The 23,842-nt window shown below is 72.2% G+C and carries 17 protein-coding genes; 10 read left to right on the top strand and 7 right to left on the bottom strand.

Annotated elements, in window-relative coordinates:
• Positions 1-608 precede the first annotated feature (608 nt).
• The 6 genes from ACZ6EG_RS30355 to ACZ6EG_RS30330 all read left to right on the top strand — a co-directional run bounded on the left by ACZ6EG_RS30355 (position 609) and on the right by ACZ6EG_RS30330 (position 9,821).
• The gene (locus ACZ6EG_RS30355) at positions 609-2,528 is read left to right on the top strand and encodes a glycogen debranching N-terminal domain-containing protein (RefSeq protein ID WP_469609304.1); all 1,920 of its coding nucleotides are present in this window, start codon (positions 609-611) and stop codon (positions 2,526-2,528) included.
• Between the two features lie 141 nt (positions 2,529-2,669).
• The gene (locus ACZ6EG_RS30350) at positions 2,670-3,428 is read left to right on the top strand and encodes an NUDIX hydrolase (RefSeq protein ID WP_383645392.1); all 759 of its coding nucleotides are present in this window, start codon (positions 2,670-2,672) and stop codon (positions 3,426-3,428) included.
• 118 nt (positions 3,429-3,546) lie between these two features.
• On the top strand, positions 3,547-5,826 hold the full coding sequence (locus ACZ6EG_RS30345; RefSeq protein WP_469609299.1) for an ABC transporter ATP-binding protein: 2,280 nt from the start codon (positions 3,547-3,549) through the stop codon (positions 5,824-5,826).
• A gap of 160 nt (positions 5,827-5,986) precedes the next feature.
• The gene (locus ACZ6EG_RS30340) at positions 5,987-6,874 is read left to right on the top strand and encodes a FadR/GntR family transcriptional regulator (protein WP_383645398.1); all 888 of its coding nucleotides are present in this window, start codon (positions 5,987-5,989) and stop codon (positions 6,872-6,874) included.
• A 425-nt stretch (positions 6,875-7,299) separates the two neighbouring features.
• A complete protein-coding gene (locus ACZ6EG_RS30335) occupies positions 7,300-8,832 on the top strand; it encodes an RNA polymerase sigma factor (protein ID WP_391972139.1) in 1,533 nt (510 codons plus the stop codon).
• A gap of 134 nt (positions 8,833-8,966) precedes the next feature.
• A complete protein-coding gene (locus tag ACZ6EG_RS30330; protein ID WP_391972140.1) occupies positions 8,967-9,821 on the top strand; it encodes a S1 family peptidase in 855 nt (284 codons plus the stop codon).
• 111 nt (positions 9,822-9,932) lie between these two features.
• Here the strand turns inward: ACZ6EG_RS30330 and ACZ6EG_RS30325 are convergent, their stop codons facing one another.
• Positions 9,933-10,163 carry a DUF7455 domain-containing protein gene (locus tag ACZ6EG_RS30325; protein WP_031035360.1) on the bottom strand — a complete coding sequence of 77 codons (231 nt, stop codon included), beginning with the start codon at positions 10,161-10,163 and terminating at the stop codon, positions 9,933-9,935.
• A gap of 440 nt (positions 10,164-10,603) precedes the next feature.
• On the opposite strand from ACZ6EG_RS30325, the gene ACZ6EG_RS30320 reads away from it, so the two are divergent.
• The 3 genes from ACZ6EG_RS30320 (at position 10,604) to ACZ6EG_RS30310 (ending at position 15,164) form a co-directional block, all read left to right on the top strand.
• Positions 10,604-12,727, top strand: coding sequence for a DNA gyrase/topoisomerase IV subunit B (locus ACZ6EG_RS30320; protein WP_469609294.1), 2,124 nt, complete (start codon positions 10,604-10,606; stop codon positions 12,725-12,727).
• A 284-nt stretch (positions 12,728-13,011) separates the two neighbouring features.
• A complete protein-coding gene (locus tag ACZ6EG_RS30315) occupies positions 13,012-13,575 on the top strand; it encodes a DUF485 domain-containing protein (RefSeq protein ID WP_469609291.1) in 564 nt (187 codons plus the stop codon).
• Positions 13,572-15,164 carry a solute symporter family protein gene (locus ACZ6EG_RS30310; RefSeq protein ID WP_391972143.1) on the top strand — a complete coding sequence of 531 codons (1,593 nt, stop codon included), beginning with the start codon at positions 13,572-13,574 and terminating at the stop codon, positions 15,162-15,164. The genes ACZ6EG_RS30315 and ACZ6EG_RS30310 overlap by 4 nt, the downstream gene beginning before the upstream one ends.
• Positions 15,165-15,191: 27 nt before the next feature.
• On the opposite strand, the gene ACZ6EG_RS30305 is transcribed toward ACZ6EG_RS30310, so the two are convergent.
• From ACZ6EG_RS30305 to ACZ6EG_RS30285, 5 genes are all read right to left on the bottom strand, one after another.
• Complete coding sequence (locus tag ACZ6EG_RS30305; RefSeq protein WP_391972144.1) at positions 15,192-15,872, bottom strand: response regulator; 681 nt, start codon at positions 15,870-15,872, stop codon at positions 15,192-15,194.
• The gene (locus tag ACZ6EG_RS30300; protein WP_469609287.1) at positions 15,869-17,554 is read right to left on the bottom strand and encodes an ATP-binding protein; all 1,686 of its coding nucleotides are present in this window, start codon (positions 17,552-17,554) and stop codon (positions 15,869-15,871) included. Before ACZ6EG_RS30300 ends, ACZ6EG_RS30305 begins: the two co-directional genes overlap by 4 nt.
• A 117-nt stretch (positions 17,555-17,671) precedes the next feature.
• Positions 17,672-18,616, bottom strand: coding sequence for a sucrase ferredoxin (locus ACZ6EG_RS30295; protein ID WP_391972146.1), 945 nt, complete (start codon positions 18,614-18,616; stop codon positions 17,672-17,674).
• 293 nt (positions 18,617-18,909) lie between these two features.
• Positions 18,910-19,146, bottom strand: a complete 237-nt coding sequence (locus ACZ6EG_RS30290) for a hypothetical protein (RefSeq protein ID WP_391972147.1) — start codon at positions 19,144-19,146, stop codon at positions 18,910-18,912.
• Positions 19,147-19,403: 257 nt separating this feature from the next.
• Positions 19,404-19,955, bottom strand: a complete 552-nt coding sequence (locus ACZ6EG_RS30285) for a DUF6082 family protein (protein ID WP_391972148.1) — start codon at positions 19,953-19,955, stop codon at positions 19,404-19,406.
• Positions 19,956-20,275: 320 nt separating this feature from the next.
• Here ACZ6EG_RS30285 and ACZ6EG_RS30280 point away from each other — a divergent pair, with 320 nt between their 5' ends.
• Positions 20,276-21,385, top strand: coding sequence for a CobW family GTP-binding protein (locus tag ACZ6EG_RS30280; protein ID WP_391972149.1), 1,110 nt, complete (start codon positions 20,276-20,278; stop codon positions 21,383-21,385).
• On the opposite strand, the gene ACZ6EG_RS30275 is transcribed toward ACZ6EG_RS30280, so the two are convergent.
• On the bottom strand, positions 21,382-23,838 hold the full coding sequence (locus tag ACZ6EG_RS30275) for a DNA gyrase/topoisomerase IV subunit A (RefSeq protein WP_469609280.1): 2,457 nt from the start codon (positions 23,836-23,838) through the stop codon (positions 21,382-21,384). The two genes, ACZ6EG_RS30280 and ACZ6EG_RS30275, sit on opposite strands and share 4 nt — an antisense overlap.
• Between the last annotated feature and the right edge of the window lie 4 nt (positions 23,839-23,842).

Raw genomic sequence — 23,842 nt, 5'->3', positions numbered from 1 at the left:
GCCGACCGACGCGAGCCGCTCCGGGCTGGGAAGCGGCCGCCGCCCGAGCGCGAGGCCGGGCCGAGGCGGCCTGGTGATCAGGTTCGTGATGTGGTGCGCGTTCCGTGCCCCACGCCGTCAGGCCTCGGATCCCCGACACCGCGGGCGTGACCCGCAGGACATCCGCTCCGTTCACCTGAGTGGCGGAACGCCCGGGCCGGCCGGGGCACCGCTCCGCGCCGCACCCGTCCGGCCGCGACCTCGCACCGCACCACCTCCGCCCGGTCGAAGCACCGCACGGCGCCGTTCCGTCCGAAGCGCACCGAGTAGTTACGAGGCGCACCGAGTAGGGGAGCCCTCCCATGCACCAACCGACTTCGTCCACCGCCGTGCCGGGTGCCGCTGCCTACGGCGGGCGGGCCGCTCCGCCGTACCGAGCCGAACCCACGGCGCCGGTCCAGCGGCGCGGCCCCGGGCAAAGCCGGAGCCTCGGCCCGCCGACGGTCCGATCCGGGCCGGCGTACGCCCTGCCGTCGACGCGACCCGGGAGAGAGCCGGGCGCTCCGCGGAGCGCGCCGCCCCCGGTGTCCGCTCGCCGGTGCGGTGACCTGCCCCCGAACCACGGGACGATGATCGCAGTGGCCCTCCCCGGCCTCGTGATCTCGACGGAGCAAGCGCAGCTGACCGGTATCGGGCTGGAGGGGTTCTACCGAGCGGGCCGACGCCTGCTCTCCCGGTGCCGCCTCCTCGTGTCCGGGCGCGAACCGCTTCCCTTGCAGGCCCGGATGGCAGGAGCCGACCGAACCGTCTTCGTGGGCGTGCTCCGGACGTCGTCCGCCCCGGGACCGGACCCGGACGTCATGGTCGAGCGGACGCGGCACGCCGAGGGCACGGAGCGGATCACTCTGCGCAACGGGACGACCCGTCCACTGCGCCTGCCGGTGGAGGTGGCTCTCGGTACGGACCTGGCCGACCTCGGGTCGATCGCCGCGGGCAGCGCCGGCCCCGACCTGCCGGCCGGTGTTCACGCCTCCGGGCTGCGTTGGTCCAGCGCCGCGGGCACCGCGTCGGTCACGGCCGTACCGCCGCCGGGCGATGCCCTCGCCTCCGCCGGTCTGCTGCGGTGGGAGTGCGTGGTGCCGCCGGGCGGCAGCACGAGCATCGAGCTGCGTGTGCGGCCCGACGGAGCGGGTCCGGTCCGGGCGGTGGCCCGCACGGCGGCGGACCCGCTGGCGGCCGCCGAGGCCACCGGTGACGACCCAGGAGCCCCCGCCCTCCTGCGGACCAGCATCGAGGACCTGCGTGCCCTTCTGCTGCGTGATCCGGCACACCCCACCGACGTCCATCTCGCGGCCGGCGTCCCCTGGCGCTGCGGTCCGGCACCCGCCGAGGCCCTCGCCGCCGCCCGGATGTCGCTGCCCCTCGGCACCCGGCTCGCCGCCGGCACCTTGCGGGTTCTCGCCCGTTCGCAACAGCGCGGTCCCGGGCCGGGGCACGGCATGATTCCCGGACCGAGCCGCGACACCGGCCCCCACCTGCCACCGGGCTGCACCGGTACGGAGGCGACCCTGCTCTTCCCCGCGCTCCTCGCGGAAGCCCGCCGCTGGGGCCTCGGGGATCAGGAGACGCAGGAGCTGCTGCCCGCGGCCGAGGGGTGCCTGGGCTGGCTGCGGGCCGCCGTGGGGGACGGCACGTACGTCCCCGACCCGCACCCCGGCGGCCCCGTCCGCGGCGAGACGCAAGCCCACGCGCACCGCGCCGCCCTGCTCGGCGCCGAGCTGCTCGACGCCTTCGGCAGACCGGGCGGTGACGCACTGCGCCAATGGGCCCGGGAGCTGCGCGAGGCGTTCCGGCGTGACTTCTGGATCCACGACCCGGCAGGAGGGAGGCCCGCGGCGGCCCGCACCGCGGACGGACGCCTGGTGCCGTCGCTCACCGCGGCCGCCGCCCACCTCCTCGACACCGGACTGCTCGGTGGAGGCACTACCGCCCCGGGGCTGCTCGACCCGGTGCAGACCGCCCGGCTCGCTCGGCTGCTGGGCAACCCGGTCATGGACTCGGGGTGGGGACTGCGCGGCCTGGGCGTGAAGGAAGCCGGATACACCCCCTTCGGGCATCGCGCCGGAGCCGTGCGCGTCCAGGAGACGGCGATCGCGGTGGCGGGTCTCGCCGCCGCCGGTCACGAGGACGAGGCGGGCTCGCTGCTGCGCGGCGTACTGGCCGCCGCCGGCGCCTTCGGCCACCGCCTGCCCGAGATGTACGCCGGGGAGCAGCGCACCGAAGGGAGTACGCCCCTGCCGCACCCGGCGGCCTGCCGTCCCGCCGCCACCGCGGCCGCCGCCGGGGTGTCGCTGCTGACCACACTGGCGGGCATCCACCCCGACACCCCGGCCGGGAGCGTCACCCTGCGTCCCCTGCGCAGCGCCCCTCTGGGCGAGATCGGCCTGACCGGGCTGAGGGTCGCCGGGGAGCCCTTCTCGGTGCGGGTCAGCCGACTGGGCATGGCCATGGTCGAAGAGGCCGCCGACGGGCTGCAACTGAGAACCTGACCTGGCCCGACGTGCTCTCGCACGGCGCTCGGGAGCGAGCGGGAGTGCACGGGAGACACGGCTCCGGCCGAAGTGGACCAGCCGTCGGTGGTGCTCGGCGAAGGGAGTGTTTATCGTCAGGCAGACGACTATGATCGCCGCATGCCCTACGACCCGTCAGCCTTTCCGCCCTTCGCTGTCACTGTGGACCTGGTCGTGCTGACCGTGCGTCGCCACTCCCTGTGCGCGCTGGCGGTGCGCAGGGGCGAGCCGCCGTTCCAGGGGCGCTGGGCCCTGCCCGGCGGGTTCGTGCGGGCCGACGAGAATCTGGCGCAGGCGGCGGCGCGTGAGCTGGCCGAGGAGACGGGCCTGTGCGTCCACGACCCCGCCGCGCCCCCTCAGGACAACGGCGCTCACCTGGAGCAGCTCGCGACCTACGGAGATCCGGAGCGGGACCCCCGGATGCGCGTGGTCAGCGTCGCCCACCTCGCGCTCGCTCCCGACCTGCCCGCCCCGCGGGCGGGCGGTGACGCCAGCAACGCCCGCTGGGCGCCGGTCGAGGAACTGCTGGAGCAAGCGGGATACGGCCGTGACGGCGAGCCGGTGGCGCCGCTCGCCTTCGACCACACCCAGATCCTCGCGGACGGGGTGGAACGAGCCCGCTCCAAGATCGAGTACTCGTCGCTGGCCACCGCGTTCTGCCCGCCCGAGTTCACCGTCGGCGAGCTGCGCCGCGTCTACGAGGCGGTGTGGGGCGTGGCCCTCGACCCGCGCAACTTCCACCGCAAGGTGACGGGCACGCCGGGCTTCCTCGTCCCCACCGGCGGTACGACCACCCGCCAGGGCGGCCGTCCCGCCCAGCTCTTCCGGGCGGGCGGCGCCACTCTGCTCAATCCGCCGATGCTGCGTCCCGAGGTGTGAGGCCCAGGCCGGGGAGGCCCCGGACCGGACGACGAACAAGGAGCCGACAAGCCCTTCGCCCGCACCAGGAAGCCCAGCGGTACCCGAAAAACCGGTCATAACAGGCTATCTTGCTGCGGTGATCCAGGCCTTCGGACTGACCAGCACCCCCCGCAAGGACCTTCCGCCCGCTGTCGACGACGTCTCCTTCGAGGCACGCGCGGGGCGTGTCACCGCACTGCTCGGAGCATCGGGCGCCGGCAAGACGACAGCGCTCAGACTCATGCTCGAACTCCAACGGGGCCGTGGTCTCACGTACTTCAGAGGCCGTCCCCTGCACCGCATCGCCTACCCCTCGCGCGAGGTCGGCGTCCTGCTGGGAGACGTGCCGGGGCACCCGGCCCGCACGGTCCGGGGTCATCTCCGCATGCTGTGCGCGGCGGCCGGGGTCCCCGTCCGGCGGGCCGACGAAGTCATGGAGGCGGTGGGCCTCGTGGGCCTGCGCGACGAGCACCTGGGGATCCTCTCCCGCGGCATGGACCGACGCCTCGGACTGGCCTGTGCGCTGCTGCCCGATCCGCACACCCTGGTGCTCGACGACCCCGCCCGCGCGCTTTCCGTCCGCGACGCCCGGTGGCTCCACGGAACGCTGCGTGCGCACGCCGCCCAGGGTGGCACCGTCCTGTTCAGCACGGCGGATCCGAAGGAAGCCGCGCGCAGCGCCGACCACGTCGTCACGCTGGACCGGGGCCGTGTCGTCGCCGACCAGGCGGCAGCGGACTTCTCCCGTACCCGACTGCGGCCGCGCGTCGCCGTCCGCACCCCGCACGCCGCCCGCCTCGCCGCCCTCCTGATCAAGGAGGCACGCACGGCGCGTCGTTCCGTCGAGGTTGTACGCGAGGGCGGCAACCGCCTCGCGGTGTACGGCAGTACGTGTGCCGACATCGGCGACACCGCCTTCCGGCACGGCATCCTCGTACACCAACTGGCGGACGAGGTCGGCGACATGGGGCCGGGTGCGGACCTGGCGCCGCTCGTCACGAACGCCGGGCACCTCGCCGCACACGCTCCGTCACGGGCCTCCGGCGCCGGGGCCGCTGCCGCTGCCGTAAGACCGTCGCCCCTTCCTGCCGCCACCCCACCCGCACGGCCGGTCGAGGAGCGACCCGGGGCGGCCACCGAGCAGCTGTCCGCGACCCGTGACGGGGGACGCTCTCACACCGACGCCGAGCCCTCGACGGAAGCCCCCGGGGCGGCCAGCGCCCCCCGCCCGGCATCGGCCGGCCCCCAGCCGCCGGCCGTCGACGGCCCTCGACCGCCGGCCGCCGACGGTCCTCAGCCGATGGCCTCCGACAGGTCCCGCCCGCAAGCCTCCGACGACCCCCGCCAGGCTCTCGACGGCCCCCGGCCGCTCGCCGAGGCCTCCCGCACCCCCGCCGACGCCCTGCCGCCCCTCAGCCGTGCCGGGCGCACGCCGGCCGTGGACGGGGGTGCCGCCGCGCCACGCAACCCTCCCGCCCCGGGCGCCCGGCACGAGCCACCGGCGCAAGCCGCCTCCCGGCCCCTTCCTCGCCCCTGGGCCACGCTCACCCCCGCCGTCGCCCGAAACGCGGCGTCCTCGCTGCCGCCTCCCGTCTCCGTCCGTTCCGCCCCCAGCCCCCTCCGCCCCCTCCGGTACGAACTCCGGCGCGTGGTCGGCATCGGGACGGCGTTCGTCACCGGCGCCGTCGTCCTCGTCGTGTCCGCCGTCACCGCCGTGGTCCTGGCCCGCCTCGGGCACACCCCGCAGCCGCGCCTCCTGGCCGCCTGGCCGCGGGAACTGCCGCTGCCGCCCGCGGCCCTCGGCGCGGGGTTGCTCGGGGCGCTCGCCTTCGGTGACGAGTTCCGCCACCCCGCCCTGGCGGCGGACCGCGGCACCGTGCCCCGCCGGATGGGGCTGCTGGCCGCCAAACTCCTGGTCTCCGCGGCCACCGCGTCGGCGCTGGCCGTCCTGACGGTGGCCTGCGACGCCGAAGTGCTCCGTCTCCTCTACGGTCGGGAAGTCGCGGGGGTCCCCGCCGCCTGGCCCGCGCTGAGCGCGGCTTGGCTCGGGCTCGTCGTCGGCTGTGCCTGGTCCGGCCTGCTGGCCGCGGGAGTCTTCCGGTCCACCACGGCCGGGCTCGCCGCCGTGGTCGCCGTTCCCGTCCTGCTCGTACCACTCGTACAGAAGCTCTGGGAGGGGCCGTCCGTGCGGACCGCGGCCGACCTGCCCATGAGGATCCGCGAGGCTCTCCTGACGACGTGGCCGTTCGGTGGAGAGCGGTACGTGGCCGAGGCGCTGCGCGTGATCGTCCAACCCGTGGGCGGCGCCCTGACGTTGTCCCTGACCACTCTGCTCTGCGCCTATCTGCTCATGACCCTCCGTAGCAGGGTCCGGTGACGTCCGCCGTGCCCTTCCGGTCGATCGCGTGCGCAACTCCCCGCTGAAAGCCCATTTCTTTCCGATAAGGCGTCAATTGCGACGGGGTGAGCGATCACCCTTTCGTGTGCTTTTCACCAAAGACCTCAAGGGAGTTGGTGAGGGCGCCGACAAATGATGCGTGACTACCCTTGCGCACTCCATGATGACCGCCGCCCGTTCCGCCGACTCCGGCCTCACGAACCCGGGCGACCTCGACCGCTACCCCTTCGCCGAGACGCCCGCCGTCGACCGCGTCGCGATGCCCGCCTGGGAAGGCGCTGAACCCGAGCTGGGCCGCGTGGGCAGGCGCACCGGGGGCAGCCGGGGCCGGGGGCTGCACGGACAACTCGTCCAGCAGCTGGGCCAGATGATCGTTTCCGGTGACCTGGGCGCCGACCGCCCGCTGGTGCCCGAGGAGATCGGGCAGCGTTTCGAGGTGTCCCGCACCGTGGTCCGCGAGTCCCTGCGGGTCCTGGAGGCCAAGGGGCTGGTCAGCGCCCGCCCGAACGTCGGCACCCGGGTGCGCCCGGTCAGTGACTGGAACCTCCTTGACCCGGACATCATCGAGTGGCGTGCCTTCGGGCCGCAGCGTGACGATCAGCGCCGCGAGCTCAGCGAGCTGCGCTGGACGATCGAGCCGCTCGCCGCGCGCCTCGCCGCCGGGCACGGGCGCGAGGAGGTCCAGCAGCGGCTGTCCGACATGATCGGGATCATGGGCCACGCCATGGGGCAGGGTGACGCGCTCACCTTCGCGCGCGCCGATGCCGAGTTCCACGGGCTCCTCATCCAGGTCGCCGGCAATCGCATGCTGGACCACCTCTCCGGAATCGTCTCCGCCGCCCTGCACGTCTCCGGCGGCCCGGTCACGTCCTGTGACCGGCCGAACGACGTCACGCTGGCGCAGCACGGCAGGATCGTCGACGCCCTCGCCACGGGGGACGGAGCGGCGGCCGAGGCGGCCATGCGCCAGCTTCTGACCGTCCACCCCGAGGTGGAGCGAGTGGTGCCCGCCCCCCGCGAGCACTGACCGCGTCCCATCGGAACGGCGCGGGCCGGGCACGCCGGACCCCTCCTACGGCGGTGGTCGGCCGGTGCGCCGTCGCCGCCGGACCCCGTGGAATCGCGGTGATTCCACGGGGTCCGGCGGCGTGATGAGAGGGTGAGACCTCCGACGTGGGCGGGTTGCGTTCGCCGGTGACCTCATTAATACGCTTCTGACCGGTTTTGAATGCTTACGGGGTGTGACTCGGGCCACGCGGATTGGGCGTAACGCTCGTGGGAGCAACGCGATGACCTAAGAGGTGACAGCCGCGGAGGGAATACGGACGCCGTACACGGCGCTGTGCCTCTCCCGGTACGCCCGCGCCGTCGGCCCATTCCAAGCCGGTGGTCGGCTCCCGTCCGTCACGGACGGGGCCGGAAGCCGTTTTCCAACGTTCCGAGAGGTTGTTCGTGTCGGCCAGCACATCCCGTACGCTCCCGCCGGAGATCGCCGAGTCCGTCTCTGTCATGGCTCTCATTGAGCGGGGAAAGGCTGAGGGGCAGATCGCCGGCGACGACGTGCGTCGGGCCTTCGAAGCTGACCAGATTCCGGCCACTCAGTGGAAGAACGTACTGCGCAGCCTCAACCAGATCCTCGAGGAAGAGGGTGTGACGCTGATGGTCAGTGCCGCGGAGCCCAAGCGCACCCGTAAGAGCGTCGCAGCGAAGAGTCCCGCCAAGCGCACCGCCACCAAGACGGTCGCGGCCAAGACGGTGACCAGCAGGAAGGCCACCGCCCCCGCCACCCCGGCGGCGCCCGCCGCCGACCCGGCGGTCGAGGAAGAGGCGCCCGCCAAGAAGGCGGCGGCCAAGAAGACGACCGCCAAGAAGGCGACTGCGAAGAAGGCGACCGCCAAGAAGACGGCCGCCAAGAAGACCACCTCCAAGAAGGAGGACGGCGAGCTCCTCGAGGACGAGGCGATCGAGGAGCCGAAGGCCGCGACGGAGGAGCCCGAGGGCACCGAGAACGCCGGCTTCGTGCTGTCCGACGAGGACGAGGACGACGCCCCGGCCCAGCAGGTCGCCGCGGCCGGTGCCACCGCGGACCCGGTCAAGGACTACCTGAAGCAGATCGGCAAGGTCCCCCTGCTCAACGCCGAGCAGGAGGTCGAGCTCGCCAAGCGCATCGAGGCCGGTCTGTTCGCCGAGGACAAGCTGGCCAACGCCGACAAGCTCGCCCCCAAGCTCAAGCGCGAGCTGGAGATCATCGCCGAGGACGGCCGCCGCGCCAAGAACCACCTGCTGGAGGCCAACCTCCGCCTGGTGGTCTCCCTGGCCAAGCGCTACACCGGCCGCGGCATGCTCTTCCTGGACCTGATCCAGGAGGGCAACCTCGGTCTGATCCGCGCGGTGGAGAAGTTCGACTACACCAAGGGCTACAAGTTCTCCACGTACGCCACCTGGTGGATCCGTCAGGCGATCACCCGCGCGATGGCCGACCAGGCCCGCACCATCCGTATCCCGGTGCACATGGTCGAGGTCATCAACAAGCTCGCGCGTGTGCAGCGCCAGATGCTCCAGGACCTGGGCCGCGAGCCCACCCCGGAGGAGCTGGCCAAGGAACTCGACATGACCCCGGAGAAGGTCATCGAGGTCCAGAAGTACGGCCGCGAGCCCATCTCGCTGCACACCCCGCTGGGCGAGGACGGCGACAGCGAGTTCGGTGACCTCATCGAGGACTCCGAGGCGGTCGTCCCGGCCGACGCGGTCAGCTTCACGCTCCTGCAGGAGCAGCTGCACTCCGTCCTCGACACCCTGTCCGAGCGTGAGGCGGGCGTCGTCTCCATGCGCTTCGGTCTCACCGACGGTCAGCCGAAGACCCTCGACGAGATCGGCAAGGTGTACGGCGTCACGCGTGAGCGCATTCGCCAGATCGAGTCGAAGACCATGTCGAAGCTGCGCCACCCCTCGCGCTCCCAGGTGCTGCGCGACTACCTCGACTAGATCGCGGTCGTACGAGCGACAGGGCCCGGTTCCACCAGGTGGGGAACCGGGCCTTCGCGTTGATCAGCGGGTGCGCGGCACGGCGTGCTGGATCACTCTGGGTGTTCCACGACCACCCAGAGTGAGGAGCCTGCATGCGTCGCCTCTTTGCCCGGGCACTGGCCCGGCCGCTGGTCCTGGTGGCCGCGGCGACCGCGATACCGCTGGTGTCCGCCGCCCCCGCCTCCGCCGACAGCATCGTGGTCGGCGGCTTTCCGGTCGAAGTGTCCGACAGTCCGTGGACCGTCGCCCTGTCCAGTCGTGACCGGTTCGGAGGTACCCGGGCGGGACAGTTCTGCGGAGGCGTGGCCGTCGGCCGCACCACCGTGCTCACCGCGGCGCACTGCCTGACGGAGGAGGTTCTCGGGTCGCCGCCCGAGGAGGTGCGCGACCTGAGGGTCATCGCGGGCCGTACGGATCTGCTCTCGGACGAGGGCCACGAGATCCCCGTCCGCGACGTCTGGGTGAACCCGGCGCACGACGACGCCAGCAACGCCGGCGACTTCGCCGTGATCACCCTCTCCGAAGCCCTGCCCGCCGGGTGGGCCCTGGGGATGGCGGCCGAGGGCGACCCCGCGTACGAGCCGGAGACGAGCGCGTTCGTCTACGGGTGGGGAGACACCTCGGGGGCCGGTGACTACGCGAACGGCCTGCGGGCGGCCCGCGTGCGGGTGCAGTCCGACCCGATCTGTCAACGGGCGTATTCGGGCAGTGACGACGGTCGCTATCTCGCCGCCACCATGCTCTGCGCCGGCGAGGACGCCGGCGGCCGTGACGCCTGCCAGGGGGACAGCGGAGGGCCGCTGGTCGCCCAGGGGAGGCTCATTGGCCTCGTGTCGTGGGGGAGCGGCTGCGGGCGCCCCGGGAGTCCGGGGGTCTACACGCGCGTCTCCGCCGTTCTGCGGACGCTGGGATGGGACGATGCCGCGCGTCGGCGCGCGGGCGTCTGACGGCCCCTGAGAGCCTGCCATGGACGAGCACGGGCGACCGCCTCCGGGTTACGGAGGCGGCCGCCCGTTGTTCGGCCTGTGCCGAGTCGGCTCGTCGTCGGGCGCGTAGCGTCAGCGCTCTTCCTCGGCGGAAGATTCGGGAACGGCCGTCAGCCGCTCCGTCTCGTCCTGTATCTCAGCGGCGATCTTCTTGAGTTCCGGCTCGAACTTGCGCCCGTGGTGGGCGCAGAAGAGCAGTTCTCCGCCGCTCAGCAGGACGACGCGCAGGTAGGCCTGGGCGCCGCAGCGGTCGCAGCGATCAGCGGCCGTCAGCGGGCTTGCGGAAGTCAGAACAGTAGTCACGTCGCCTCTTCTCTAGCTCGACGAGCTGTCGTACCAGGGTCAACATCCAACCAGCCCCAAAACGTTCCCGCTCGTGGCTTTTCCTCGAAAAAACTTTCCGAGGGGCCGGCTGTTGCCGGTTGGCGGCGAATGTGCCGTATTGCGTGTCTCTGTGTCGTACGGGTTCGCGCTGTCGGTCGGTGTCGGTCCCGCCGGCTGGGTTGCCGGTTTGTTCATGAGGACGTGCCCGGAGCCTAAATGGTTCATGCCTCGAAGGGAACGTGATGTGTACTTCACCCCATCGAAGGATCGAACAGTTATACGAGGCTGGACTAGGGTGTGTCCTCGACGAGGGTGGCGTGACAACGGCTCTACCAGGCCTCGGTACCCTCTGACCGGTGAACCGAGCCGCGCCCTTACCCAGCGGGGCCCCATCTGAAATTCAGCGAGGAGCGAACCGCGTGACCGCCGAGACATCCGTGCCGTCCACTGCGCTGCTGGCAGGAGCAGACCGGGACGGATCCAACTACACCGCGCGGCACCTGCTCGTCCTCGAAGGGCTCGAGGCCGTACGCAAGCGTCCGGGCATGTACATCGGATCGACCGACAGCCGTGGCCTGATGCACTGCCTGTGGGAGATCATCGACAACTCCGTCGACGAGGCCCTCGGGGGCTACTGCGACCACATCGAGGTGATCCTCCACGACGACGCCTCGGTGGAGGTCCGCGACAACGGCCGGGGCATCCCGGTCGACGTCGAACCCAAGACCGGCCTGTCCGGGGTCGAGGTCGTCATGACCAAGCTGCACGCCGGCGGCAAGTTCGGCGGTGGCTCGTACGCCGCCTCGGGCGGTCTGCACGGCGTGGGCGCCTCCGTGGTGAACGCCCTGTCCAGCCGGCTGGACATCGAGGTGGACCGCGGCGGGCACACGCACGCCATCAGCTTCCGGCGCGGAGTGCCGGGTGCCTTCACGGGCGCGGGGGCGGACGCGAAGTTCGAGGCCAAGAGCGGACTGCGCAAGGCCAGGAAGATCCCCAAGGGCCGCAACGGCACGCGCGTGCGGTACTGGGCCGACCGCCAGATCTTCCTCAAGGACGCCAAGCTCTCCCTGGACACGCTGCACCAGCGCGCCCGCCAGACCGCGTTCCTGGTCCCCGGGCTGACCATCGTCGTCCGCGACGAGTTCGGACTCGGTGACGGCGGCAGCAAGGGCGAGGAGTCCTTCCGCTTCGACGGCGGCATCAGTGAGTTCTGTGAGTTCCTGGCCGCCGACCGGCCCGTCTGCGACGTCCTCCGCTTCAGTGGACAGGGCAGCTTCAAGGAGACGGTCCCCGTACTCGACGAGCACGGCCAGATGACGCCCACCGAGGTCACCCGCGACCTCGGGGTCGACGTCGCGATGCGCTGGGGCACGGGGTACGACACCACCCTCAAGTCCTTCGTCAACATCATCGCCACGCCCAAGGGCGGCACCCACGTCGCCGGCTTCGAGCAGGCCGTGGCCAAGACCATGAACGAGGCGCTGCGTGCCAAGAAGATGCTGCGCGTCGCCGAGGACGACATCGTCAAGGACGACGCCCTGGAGGGGCTCACGGCGGTCGTGACCGTCCGTCTCGCCGAGCCGCAGTTCGAGGGCCAGACCAAGGAGGTCCTCGGCACCTCGGCGGCCCGCCGGATCGTGAACAACGTCATCAGCAAGGAACTCAAGGCGTTCCTCACCTCCACCAAGCGCGACGCCGCCCAGCAGGCCCGCGTGGTCATGGAGAAGGCCGTCGCCGCGGCGCGCACCCGCATCGCCGCCCGCCAGCACAAGGACGCCCAGCGCCGCAAGACGGCCCTGGAGTCCTCCTCGCTGCCCGCGAAGCTCGCCGACTGCCGCAGCGACGACGTCGACCGCAGCGAGCTGTTCATCGTCGAGGGAGACTCCGCCCTGGGTACGGCCAAGCTCGCCCGGAACTCCGAGTTCCAGGCGCTGCTGCCGATCCGCGGCAAGATCCTCAACGTCCAGAAGTCCTCCGTGACCGACATGCTCAAGAACGCCGAGTGCGGCGCGATCATCCAGGTCATAGGGGCCGGGTCCGGCCGTACCTTCGACATCGACGCGGCCCGGTACGGCAAGATCATCATGATGACGGACGCCGATGTGGACGGCTCCCACATCCGCACCCTGCTGCTGACCCTGTTCCACCGCTACATGCGGCCCATGGTGGAGGCCGGCCGGGTCTTCGCGGCGGTGCCGCCGCTGCACCGCATCGAGCTGGTGCAGCCGAAGAAGGGCCAGGACAAGTACGTGTACACGTACTCGGACCGGGAGCTGCGCGACAAGCTCATGGACTTCCAGAGCCAGGGCGTCCGCTACAAGGACTCCATCCAGCGCTACAAGGGTCTGGGCGAGATGGACGCAGACCAGCTGGCGGAGACGACCATGGACCCCCGGCACCGCACCCTGCGCCGGATCAACCTGACCGACCTGGAATCCGCCGAGCAGGTCTTCGACCTGCTGATGGGCAATGACGTCGCTCCCCGCAAGGAGTTCATCTCCAGTTCGGCGGCGACGCTGGACCGGTCGCGCATCGACGCGTGACCCCGCGCCACCGGTGAAGCCGGGCCCGGGGCTCCGCGCCGGGGACCGGCTCCGGTGCGCGTACCCCGGCCGGCGCCTCCGGGGCAGGCCGTCGCGCGCCCGCGCGTGAGGAGTCCGTCCCCAGGGGGAGGCGAAGAGCCCCGCCCACCGCGCCCAGCACCCCCGGGTCACGGCGCGGGTACGGGAAGGGGACGGTGCGACCTCGCACGGGCACAGTCACCTGATGGGGTGAAGCGCGAGGGGAACAAGAGTCGGGGATCTTCCCGTTCTGTCCATCCTTGGGCATGCAGTCAAGCAATGATCGCCTTCGCGGTGCCGGAGGCGGTCCCGAGAGCGCGGTGGATCACCGCGGCGCCCCGTACCCGCCCTCCTCGCAGGGCGCTCCGCATCCGGGATACGACGACCCGTGGTACGACGCCCTGGCCTCCGGCTGGGGCGAGTCGCCCGTCACCCGGGGCACCGAGGGGGCGTTGCCCTCGACGCGCCGGGAAGCTGTGCGGGACCCGGACCGGATCGCGGCCGACGTGTACCTGGAGGTCCAGCGCAGCGCGGCCTTCCAGGAGGTCCGCGGCAGGTACCGACGGTTCGTGGTGCCGGCGGTGGTCGCCTTCCTGGGCTGGTACGCCGCCTATGTGGTGGCCGCCACCGCGGCGCCCGCGCTGATGGCCCGGCCCGTGGCCGGAGCGGTGAACGTGGCGATGCTCGCGGGGCTCGGGCAGTTCCTCAGCACGTTCCTGCTCACCTGGGCCTACGCCCGGCACGCCCGGCTGCGCAGGGACCGGGCCGCGCTGGAACTGCGCTGGGAGACCCAGGAACTGACGCGCGGAGCGCGAGGGGGAGCGTCGTGACGGGCGACCACCAGACCCTGGCGCTGTTCCTGTTCAGCGCGTTCGTCGCCGTCACGCTGGCCATCACCACCTGGGTGAGCCGCCACCGGCAGGGCTCGGCGGAGGAGTTCTACGCGGGCGGCCGGCTCTTCTCCCCGATGGAGAATGGTTTTGCCATCGCCGGTGACTACATGTCGGCCGCCTCCTTCCTCGGCATCTCGGGGCTCATCGCGCTCTACGGCTACGACGGCATGCTGTACTCGGTGGGCTTCCTGGTCGCCTGGCTCGTCGTCCTGTTCCTCGTCGCCGAACTGGTGCGCAACTGCGGACGGTTCACCCTCGCCGACGTCGTGGCGGCACGGATGCGTGAGCGGCCGGTGCGGATCGCCGCGGGCACCTCGTCGGTCACCGTCTCCGTCCTGTACCTGGTGGCGCAGATGGTGGGTGCGGGCAGCCTGGTCGCCCTGCTGCTCGGCGGTACCACCGAGGCGGCGCGCACCTGGACGGTCATCGGCGTCGGCGCCCTCATGGTGATCTACGTGTCGCTGGGCGGCATGCGGGCCACCACCTGGATCCAGATCGTGAAGGCGGTGCTGCTGCTCGGCGGGACCGTCGCGCTGACCACGCTCGTCCTGGTGCGCTTCCACGGGGACTTCGACCGGCTGCTGCGTACGGCGGCCGAACGCAGCGGTCACGGCGAGGCGTTCCTGGCGCCCGGTCTGGCCTACGGCGGGGACTGGACCTCACGCTTCGACTTCATCAGTCTGGGGCTCGCCCTGGTGCTGGGCACGGCCGGGCTGCCGCACATCCTGTCCCGCTTCTACACCGTGCCCACCGCCCGGGCGGCGAGGCGGTCCGTCGTCTGGGCGATCGGCCTCATCGGCGGCTTCTACCTGATGACGATCGTGCTCGGGTTCGGCGCCGCGGCCCTGGTCGGGCCGGATGCCGTGCGAACGTCGAACGCGGCCGGGAACACGGCGGTCCCGCTGCTCGCCCTCGACCTGGGCGGCGGCGCGGGCTCCACCGGGGGGACGGTGCTGTTCGCGGTCGTCGCCGCGGTGGCGTTCGCCACCATCCTGGCGGTGGTCGCCGGCATCACCCTGGCCTCCTCCGCCTCCGTGGCCCACGACCTGTACGCGTCCCTGCGGCGCCGTGACGCCGCACCGCGCAGTGAGGTCGCCGTGGCCCGTGTCGCCGCCGTCGCGACCGGCGCCGTCGCCATCGCTCTCGGCCTGCTCGCGCGGGACCTCAACGTGGCCTTCCTCGTGGGCCTCGCCTTTGCCGTCGCGGCGTCCGCAAACCTGCCCGTGCTGCTCTACTCGCTGTTCTGGCGCGGATTCACCACGCGCGGCGCCGTGTGGGCCGTCTACGGCGGCCTCGTCCCCGCCGTGGTTCTCGTGCTGCTGTCCCCGGTGGTGTCGGGCAGCCCGCAGTCGCTGTTCCCGGGTGCCGACTTCCAGTTCTTCCCGCTGCAGAACCCGGGCCTGGTCTCGATCCCGCTGGGTTTCCTGGCGGGCTGGCTGGGCACCGTCACCTCGCCCGAGGTGCCGGACGAGGCCAAGCACGCCGAGACGGAGGTGCGGTCGCTGACCGGCGCGGGGGCGGTATAGGCGGCGGCCCCGTCGACGCGGTGCCGCTCAGGTGCGGGTCGCCCATGCGTAACGGTGCTCCGGGCGGCCCGCGTCCCCGTACTTGAGGGTCAGCCTGGCCCGCCCCGTGCGCTCCAGCAGCTTGAGGTAACGCTGAGCGGTCTGTCGGCTCACCCCGGTCAGGTCGGCGATCTCCTGCGCGGACAGCGCGCCGTCGGCCTTCATCAGGCACTGGCGCACCAGCTCCGCCGTGGTGGGGGAGTGCCCCTTGGGCAGCCCGGGCTCCGACGGAGCCGACAGGGCGCCGAATATCCGGTCGACCTCCGCCTGCTCCGCCTCACCCCCGCCGTCGAGGGTGCGCCGCAGCTCGGCGTACGCCTCCAGCTTGGCGCGCAGCCCCGCGAAGGCGAACGGCTTGACCAGGTACTGCAGGGCGCCCTGGCGCATCGCCGCCTGGACGGTCGACACGTCCCGCGCCGCCGTCACCATGATCACGTCGGTCTGGTGGCCGCGCCGCCGCATGTCCTGGACCACGTCCAGGCCGGTCCGGTCGGGCAGGTAGTGGTCCAGCAGGACCAGATCCACGCGGGGGAGCGCCTCCACAGCGCGCAGCGCCTCCAGCGCGTTGTGCGCCTGGCCCGCCACGTGGAAGCCCGGCACCTTCTCGACGTAGGCGGCGTTGACCCGAGCGACCCGCGTGTCGTCGTCCACGACCAGGACCTCGATCATCGGCCCTCCTCCTCGGCGCTGGTGTTCATGGGGGCTAGGGCGGCGGGCGCGGTGAGCGCCGGTTCCGGGTCGGCCCCGGTCAGTGCCTCGGGCAGGACGACGACGAACTCCGCACCCCCGCCGTACGCCGCCTCGACGGTGGCGCTGCCGCCCTGCCGCTCGGCCAGCCTGCGGACCAGCGACAGGCCGATACCGCGCTGCCGGTGCGCCGGCCGCTCCTTCGTCGACCATCCCGCCGTGAACACCAGCTCCCGCTGGTCCGCCGGGACGCCGGGCCCCGTGTCGCGCACCGTGAGCGTGACGGCGCGCCCCCGCGCCCGCAACTCGACCTCCACGCGCGCGTGCGGCGAGCCCGCGGCGGCGTCCAGCGCGTTGTCGACCAGGTTGCCGACGACGGTCACGAGTCCCCTCGGGTCGACCAGACGGTCCGGCAGCCGCGTACGGTCCGACACCCACAGGGTGACTCCCCGTTCCGCCGCGACGGTCGCCTTGCCGACGAGTAGGGCGGCCAGCAGCGGGTCCTGGATCCGCTCGGTGATCTGCTCCGCGGTCACCCGGTGATCGCCCACCACCTCGCCGACGAACTCCACTGCGTCGTCGTACATCTCCAGTTCCAGCAGCCCGAGCAGGGTGTGCATGCGGTTGGCGTGCTCGTGGTCCTGTGCGCGCAGGGCGTCGATCAGGCCGCGCGTCGAGTCCAGTTCCCGGCCGAGCTGCTCCAGCTCGGTGCGGTCCCGCAGCGTGGCCACGGCACCGCCGTCGTCGGTCGGCATCCGGTTGGCGACCAGGACCCGCTGACCGCGGACGGTGAGCAGGTCGGTGCCGGTCACCCGGCCGGCCAGGACATCGGCCGTACGGCCCGCGCCGAGCGCCTCCTCGGGGGAGCGGCCGACGGCCTCGGAGCCGATGCCCAGCAGGCGCTGCGCCTCGTCGTTGAGCAGGCGGACCAGACCGCCGCGGTCCAGGGCCACGACCCCCTCCCGGATGCCGTGCAGCATGGCCTCGCGCTCCGCGAGCAGCCCCGCGATGTCCGAGAAGGCCAGGTCCCGGGTCTGCCGCTGCACCCGGCGCGAGATGAGCCAGGCGGCCAGCGCGCCTACGGCCAGTGCGCCGCCGGCGTACGCGAACAGACCGGGAATGGCGTGGACCAGCCGTGCGCGGACGCTGTCGTAGGCGATGCCGACCGACACCGCGCCGACGACCGCACCGTCCCCGTCGCGCAGCGGCACCTTGCCGCGCGCGGAACGGCCCAGGGTGCCGTCGTCGATCTCCATGACCTCGCGGCCCGCCAGGGCCTGCCCGGGGTCGGTGGAGACGACCTCCCCGATCCGCTCCGGGTCGGTGTGCGACCAGCGCACGCCCTCCCGGTCCATCACGACGACGTACTCCGCCTTCGTGGCCTTCCGGATGCGCTCCGTCTCCCGCTGCACCGGGCCGTCCGGAGCCGGGCGCGTGGTCCGCAGCTCCTCGGCCACCCGCGGCTGCTGCGCCGTGGTCTGCGCGATGGCGAGCGCCCGGCGCATCGCCTGGTCGTCCAGCTGGTCGCCGAGCGGCGCCAGGAACAACCCGGTCGCGAGGACGGCTACTCCCGCGGCGATCGCCAGCTGCATCAGCAGCACCTGGGAGAAGACCCGCCGCGGCAGGCCGAGGCGCAGGCGGCGCGCGGGGGGAGTGGAGCTCATACCCATGACGGTACGTGGGAGGCGGGGGCATGCCGTAGAGGGGTGTGGCGCGAATCTCCTGATCGTTGCCGTTGCCGTCGGCGGGGCCGGCCCGGGCCGGGTGCGCCGGGGCGCCGCTCAGCCGGCGAGCGCCGCCGTCACCGACAGTTCCCGTACCGCCGTGACCTCCATACGCGCCGGCGACCCCAGCACCGACGCCCCGCAGCTCTCCGGACGCGGGGGCGCCGACGCCCCCTGCGCCACGGTGACCCGCCACTGCCGCCCGTCGCCGTGGGCCAGGGTCACCTCCCAGCGCGGCGTGGCGCCCTCCGTCCGAACGACCCGCAGGGCCTCGGCCGCGCCCTCGCCGACGGCCGCGCGCACGGCCAGCTCGGCCGCCTGTCCGGGCCGCTCCCAGGCCGAGTTCCCGCGGCACCCCCCGGTGACGATCCGGCCCTCCCGGGCGCTGCCGATGATCTCCTTGACGGTGTGCGCCTGGACCCGTCCGTACACATATCCGTGGGGCAGCACGAGGACCGTGGGGGAGAAGCGGTGGCCACCCAGGTGGGTGACCTCCCAGACGTCGCCCGCCCCGGAGGCGGCGAGCTCGGCGGCCAGCGGCCGGCCGAGGAGCGCGCAGCACCGGTCGCGCTTGCCGTTGGTGCACACCAGGGCCAGCGGCTCCCCGCGATGCGGGCCGGCTCCGAGGGCCGAGTCGAAGGCACGGGCGTCGCCCCTGCCGAGTGCGGCGAGATCGAGGTCGAGCAACCGGCGGGGGTCCGTGAGGGTGGTGTGGTGCAGCCACACATTGCCCGGCACGGTGTGGGCCGCGTACACCCGGCGCGCGTCCGGGGTGCCGCGGTCGGCGTGGCGTCCGGGCCGACGGATGAGGGCGATGCGAACACCCGTGCCCTTCGCGGCGGCCTCCAGGGCGCGGCCCAGCGCGGGATCCAGGTGGCTCGAAGTGAGCGCCTTGGCACCCCACGGGCCGGGCTGTTCGAGCAGCAACCAGGTCCTCGCCACGGGCGCGGTGCCCGCAACGGGTTCGTCGAGGTCCCGGGAGACGGTTGAGCACGTACTCACAGAGGTGAGCCTAACCTGACTTCGCTCGCGGTGACCTTCAGTGGTGCCTGAGCGCTACTCCGGTCGTGTCCGGCGCTCGCGTCGGTCTCGCCGGGGTGGCGGGCTTGGGGAGGTGGGTTCTGGGAGGTGCGTCCGTGCGGCCTGGTGCCGTTCCGGCGCCAGGCCTCATCGGTGGGGTCGCCGAGCGGACGGGGTGCCGAGGGCTCGGGCGTTCGGTCCGGCGCGGTGGCAGGTCGTGTGCGGCCGGGCCGGTGCGACGGGGCGGGTCTGGTGGCCGGGCGCCCCGCGGGAGGTCAGGCGTCGGGGATGTCCGCCTTGGCGCGGATCAGGGTTTCCCGGCTGATGACCACGATGCGTTCGTAGTCGGCGCGGGAGGCGTCGGCGGGCAGGTCGCGCTCCAGCGCCTCGGTGGCCTCGGTGCCGATGACGGCGAAGTTGCCGTCGCTCAGTTCGAACAGGTCCGGGCAGTTGGCTCCTGAAGCACTGCCACGGGCGCTTGGCGGCACACCGATACGGCGCACGATTTTCAAGGTAGTACCGGTCCTTACATATGAGCTGGGCTCTCGGTGAAGGCAGCACACCGCCGACTCCTCGCCCGCGGTGGCTGCAAGGCGAGAGACTACTCATACCTGCCCGGTATCGATGTTCACCGCGGCGATCACGCCTGCGCGGGGGGCGCGACGGAGCTGCCGCGGGGCGCTCAGCACGAGGGCTTCCGAAGTCGGGGACGACCGGAGAAGTCCCCTGCCGTCGAGTCGACCGGCCGGCCGTGCCCTTCGTCGGTGGGTCACGGTGTCGGAGGCGTGCCCACCACCCACCACTCGTCCGTGTCGGCTTCGTCCAGGTCGTTGATGAGGGCGTCGACCAGGAGCCCGATCCGTGCTTCGTCGGACGACTGCTTGAGCGTCGCCCGCTGTCCCCTCGACGCGTCCCAGTACTCCCGCATCAGGGGGTTCTGGAAGAGTTCCCGGGCATGCCCGTACAGCTCCTCCCGGTCCAGGAGGCCCGCGCGGTAGAGGTGGTAGAGGTTGACGTACCAGGCGTTGGCGTAGAAGTACTGGCGGCGCTTCTCCGTCGGGATGGCGGGGTCGTACGTGTCGATCACCGAGGCCAGTGTCGGGTCGTCAATCGCCCTGGACAGCAGTTCCCAGTGCATGCGCTGCTGGTGTGCCAGCGCCCGGCGGCGTGAGACGGTCTCCTCGAGTTCGAGCCGCCGTGTCCGCAGCCGTTCCGCTTCCAAGGCGCGCTGAAGTACGGCCAGCGTCACCCCGGCCGTGGCGAGCAGCATGCCCGCCGCGGCGGAGCCGAACCTCCCCGTGGTGTTCTTCCGTGTGGCCATGTCAACCCCCGAATCAGGCGGCCCCGCCGCCGGTCGTCGAGTGCGGGTCGGCTGACGGGGACCGGCGAGCAAGGGGCGGCGCTTGCCGCCTCCAGAGTGCCGAGCGGCGCTGACCGGCGGGGAGGCGGAGAGGAGGCGCACGGAGGGAAGCGAGGGTCGCACGGTCCGGCGCCTTGTCCAACGTCTGCCCCGCGAGCGCTGCTGACAATCGTTCACTCCGTGTCGACCGCACCGGCTCGTATCCTGATCAGGCAATTCCGTACAGGGGTGTACGCGCTGGTGCGGGCCGGCGTACGCGTGGGTGAGAGAGAGGTCGCACGGTGGGGCAGCGCCCGATTCCGCAGCAGATTCCGGTCGTCGTACTCGCCGGCTTCCTCGGCTCAGGAAAGACCACCCTGCTCAACCACCTCCTGCACCGCAGTGGAGGCAGCCGTATCGGTGCCATCGTCAACGACTTCGGCTCGATCGAGATCGACGCGATGGCGGTCGCCGGCGCGCTCGGCGACTCGACCGTCTCGCTCGGCAACGGGTGCCTGTGCTGTGCCGTCGACGCCGGTGAACTGGACGGGTACCTGGAGCGGTTGGCCCGCCCCGACGCGGGCATCGACGTCATCGTCATCGAGGCCAGCGGTCTCGCCGAGCCGCAGGAACTCGTGCGCATGCTCCTCGCCAGCGAACAGCCCGGCGTCGTCTACGGCGGACTGGTCGAGGTGGTCGACGCCGCCGAGTTCGACGCCACGCGTCTCAGGCACCCCGAGATCGACAGGCACCTGGCGCTCGCCGACCTGATCGTGGTCAACAAGACGGACCGGGCGCCGGACGCCGAGCGGGTGCTCGCCCTCGTCCGCTCGCTCGGCGACCGCGCCGCCGTCGTGCCCGCGACCTACGGCCGTATCGACCCGGAGTTCCTCTACGACTGCCGACCCGGCGAGGAACGTGTGGGGCAGCTGTCCTTCGACGACCTGCACGACCACTCGGGGGGCGGCGCACATGCCGAGCACCTGCACGCCGCCTACGACACCCTGTCCTTCGTCTCGGGTGCTCCGCTCGACCCGCGCCGTCTCATGACCTTCCTCGACAGCCGGCCCGAGGGCCTCTACCGGATCAAGGGCTACGTCGACTTCGGGCCGTACGACACGCGGAACAGGTACGCCGTCCATGCCGTCGGGCGCTTCCTGCGCTTCTACCCGGAGCCCTGGCCGGCCGCCGACGCCCGCCGCACCCAGCTGGTGCTCATCGGCTCCGGCATCGACGCGCCGGCCCTCCGCGCGGAACTCGACGCGTGCCGCCGGGCCGCCGACGCCCCGCCCGCCGACGAGCACGGCATGTGGGGCGTCCTGCGCTACGTACCGGAGCCCGACGCCGAGGAGCCCGACGCCGAGGAGCCGGGCGGCGTGGAGCCGCCGCCCGCCTCCCGGAACGGGATCTAGGCCGGTCCCGCCACCACGGCCACCGTCTTCGGCAGGGACACGCCCGAGCCGTCGCGGCGCGGGTCGATGTCCGGGAGCTGGGCCGGAGAGCCGTTGCGCTGCGCGGCGAGCGCCGGGGTGGCGCCGGCCCAGGCGAAGGCCAGGCAGTCCTCGCCCTTCAGGAACCGCTGGCAGCGCACGCCACCCGTGGCGCGGCCCTTGCGCGGGTACTGGTCGAAGGGGGTGAGCTTGGCGGTGGTCTGCACGGAGTCGTCGAGCGTGCCGCGCGAACCGGCGACCGTGAAGACCACCGCTTCCGCGGCGGGGTCCACCGCCGTGAAGGAGATGACCTTGGCGCCCTCGGCGAGCTTGACGCCCGCCACACCGCCCGCGGGGCGGCCCTGCGGGCGGACCTGCGCGGCCTGGTAGCGCAGCAGCTGCGCGTCGTCCGTGATGAAGACCAGGTCCTCGTCACCGGTGCGCAACTCGACGCCGCCCACGATCCGGTCGCCCTCCTTGAGGGAGATGACCTCCAACTCGTCCTTGTGCGACGGATAGTCGGGCACGACACGCTTGACGACGCCTTGCTCGGTGCCGAGCGCGAGACCGGGCGACGACTCGTCCAGCGTGGTCAGACAGACGACCGTCTCGTCGTCCTCCAGGGAGACGAACTCCGCCAGCGGCGCACCGCCGGACAGGTTCGGCGTGGGCATGGGCTCCGGGAGCTGGGGGAGGTCGACGACGTTCACCCGCAGGAGGCGGCCCGCGGACGTCACCACGCCCACCTCGCCCCGGGCCGTGGCCGCCACCGCCGAGACGATCAGGTCGTGCTTGACGCGCTTCGCGCCCGCCTCCGTGACCAGGGGCTCGTCGCTCGCCGTACGGGCGATCAGCCCCGTCGACGACATCAGCACCCGGCACGGGTCGTCCGCCACCTGGAGCGGCACCGCGGCCACCGGGGCCCCGGACGACTCCAGCAGGACCGTACGCCGGTCGGTGCCGAACTTCTTCGACACCGCCGCCAGTTCGGCGGAGACCAGCTTGCGCAGCTCGGCGTCCGAGTCGAGGATGCGGGTCAGTTCCTCGATCTCCGCGTTCAGCCGGTCCTTCTCCGACTCCAGCTCGATGCGGTCGAACTTGGTGAGCCGGCGCAGCGGCGTGTCCAGGATGTACTGCGTCTGGATGTCGCTCAGCGAGAACCGCTCCATCAGGCGCTGCTTGGCCTGCGCGGAGTTCTCGCTGGAGCGGATGAGCCGGATGACCTCGTCGATGTCGACCAGGGCGGTGAGCAGGCCCTCGACCAGGTGCAGGCGGTCGCGGCGCTTGGTGCGGCGGAACTCGCTGCGGCGCCGTACGACGGTGAAGCGGTGGTCGAGATAGACCTCCAGCAGCTCCTTGAGGCCCAGGGTGAGGGGCTGGCCGTCCACCAGGGCGACGTTGTTGATGCCGAAGGACTCCTCCATCGGCGTCAGCTTGTAGAGCTGCTCCAGGACCGCCTCGGGCACGAAGCCGTTCTTGATCTCGATGACCAGGCGCAGCCCGTGCTCGCGGTCGGTGAGGTCCTTGACGTCCGCGATGCCCTGGAGCTTCTTCGAGCCCACCAGGTCCTTGATCTTGGCGATGACCTTCTCGGGGCCGACCGCGAAGGGCAGCTCGGTGACGACCAGGCCCTTGCGGCGGGCCGTCACGGTCTCCACGGACACCGTCGCGCGGATCTTGAACGTGCCGCGGCCCGTCTCGTAGGCGTCCCGGATGCCGGGCAGGCCGACGATCCGGCCGCCGGTCGGCAGGTCGGGGCCCGGCACGTGCTTCATCAGGGCTTCGAGGTCGGCGTTCGGGTACCGGATCAGGTGCCGGGCGGCCGCGATCACCTCGCGCAGGTTGTGCGGCGGCATGTTCGTGGCCATGCCGACCGCGATGCCGGAGGCGCCGTTGACCAGCAGGTTCGGGAAGGCGGCGGGCAGCGCCACCGGCTCCTGCTCCTGGCCGTCGTAGTTGGGACCGAAGTCGACGGTGGCCTCGTCGATGGACTCCGTCATGAGGCTGGTCGCCTCGGCCATCCGGCACTCGGTGTACCGCATGGCGGCCGGCGGGTCGTCGTTGCCCAGCGAGCCGAAGTTGCCGTGGCCGTCCACCAGGGGCACGCGCATGGAGAAGGACTGGGCCATGCGCACCAGGGCGTCGTAGATGGACGCGTCGCCGTGGGGGTGCAGCTTGCCCATGACCTCGCCGACGACACGGGCGCACTTCACGTAGCCGCGCTCGGGCCGCAGACCCATCTCGTTCATCTGGTACACGATGCGGCGGTGCACCGGCTTGAGGCCGTCGCGGGCGTCCGGGAGCGCACGGGAGTAGATGACCGAGTACGCGTACTCGAGGAAGGAGCCCTGCATCTCGTCGACGACGTCGATGTCGAGGATCCTCTCCTCGTACGCGTCGTCGGGCGGCGGGGTCTTCGTGCTACGGCGGGCCATCGCT

Source organism: Streptomyces sp. NPDC041968 (assembly GCF_055589025.1).
The sequence above is the reverse complement of the archived record's forward strand: the minus strand, read 5'-3'. Positions and strand labels throughout refer to the sequence as shown.

Bases quoted from the DNA above. Each gene is read 5' to 3' on its own strand.
- ACZ6EG_RS30355 (WP_469609304.1), top strand. From the start codon at position 609: ATGATCGCAGTGGCCCTCCCCGGCCTCGTGATCTCGACGGAGCAAGCG.
- ACZ6EG_RS30350 (WP_383645392.1), top strand. From the start codon at position 2,670: ATGCCCTACGACCCGTCAGCCTTTCCGCCCTTCGCTGTCACTGTGGAC.
- ACZ6EG_RS30330 (WP_391972140.1), top strand. From the start codon at position 8,967: ATGCGTCGCCTCTTTGCCCGGGCACTGGCCCGGCCGCTGGTCCTGGTG.
- ACZ6EG_RS30315 (WP_469609291.1), top strand. From the start codon at position 13,012: ATGCAGTCAAGCAATGATCGCCTTCGCGGTGCCGGAGGCGGTCCCGAG.
- ACZ6EG_RS30305 (WP_391972144.1), bottom strand. From the start codon at position 15,872: ATGATCGAGGTCCTGGTCGTGGACGACGACACGCGGGTCGCTCGGGTC.
- ACZ6EG_RS30300 (WP_469609287.1), bottom strand. From the start codon at position 17,554: ATGAGCTCCACTCCCCCCGCGCGCCGCCTGCGCCTCGGCCTGCCGCGG.
- ACZ6EG_RS30285 (WP_391972148.1), bottom strand. From the start codon at position 19,955: ATGGCCACACGGAAGAACACCACGGGGAGGTTCGGCTCCGCCGCGGCG.
- ACZ6EG_RS30275 (WP_469609280.1), bottom strand. From the start codon at position 23,838: ATGGCCCGCCGTAGCACGAAGACCCCGCCGCCCGACGACGCGTACGAG.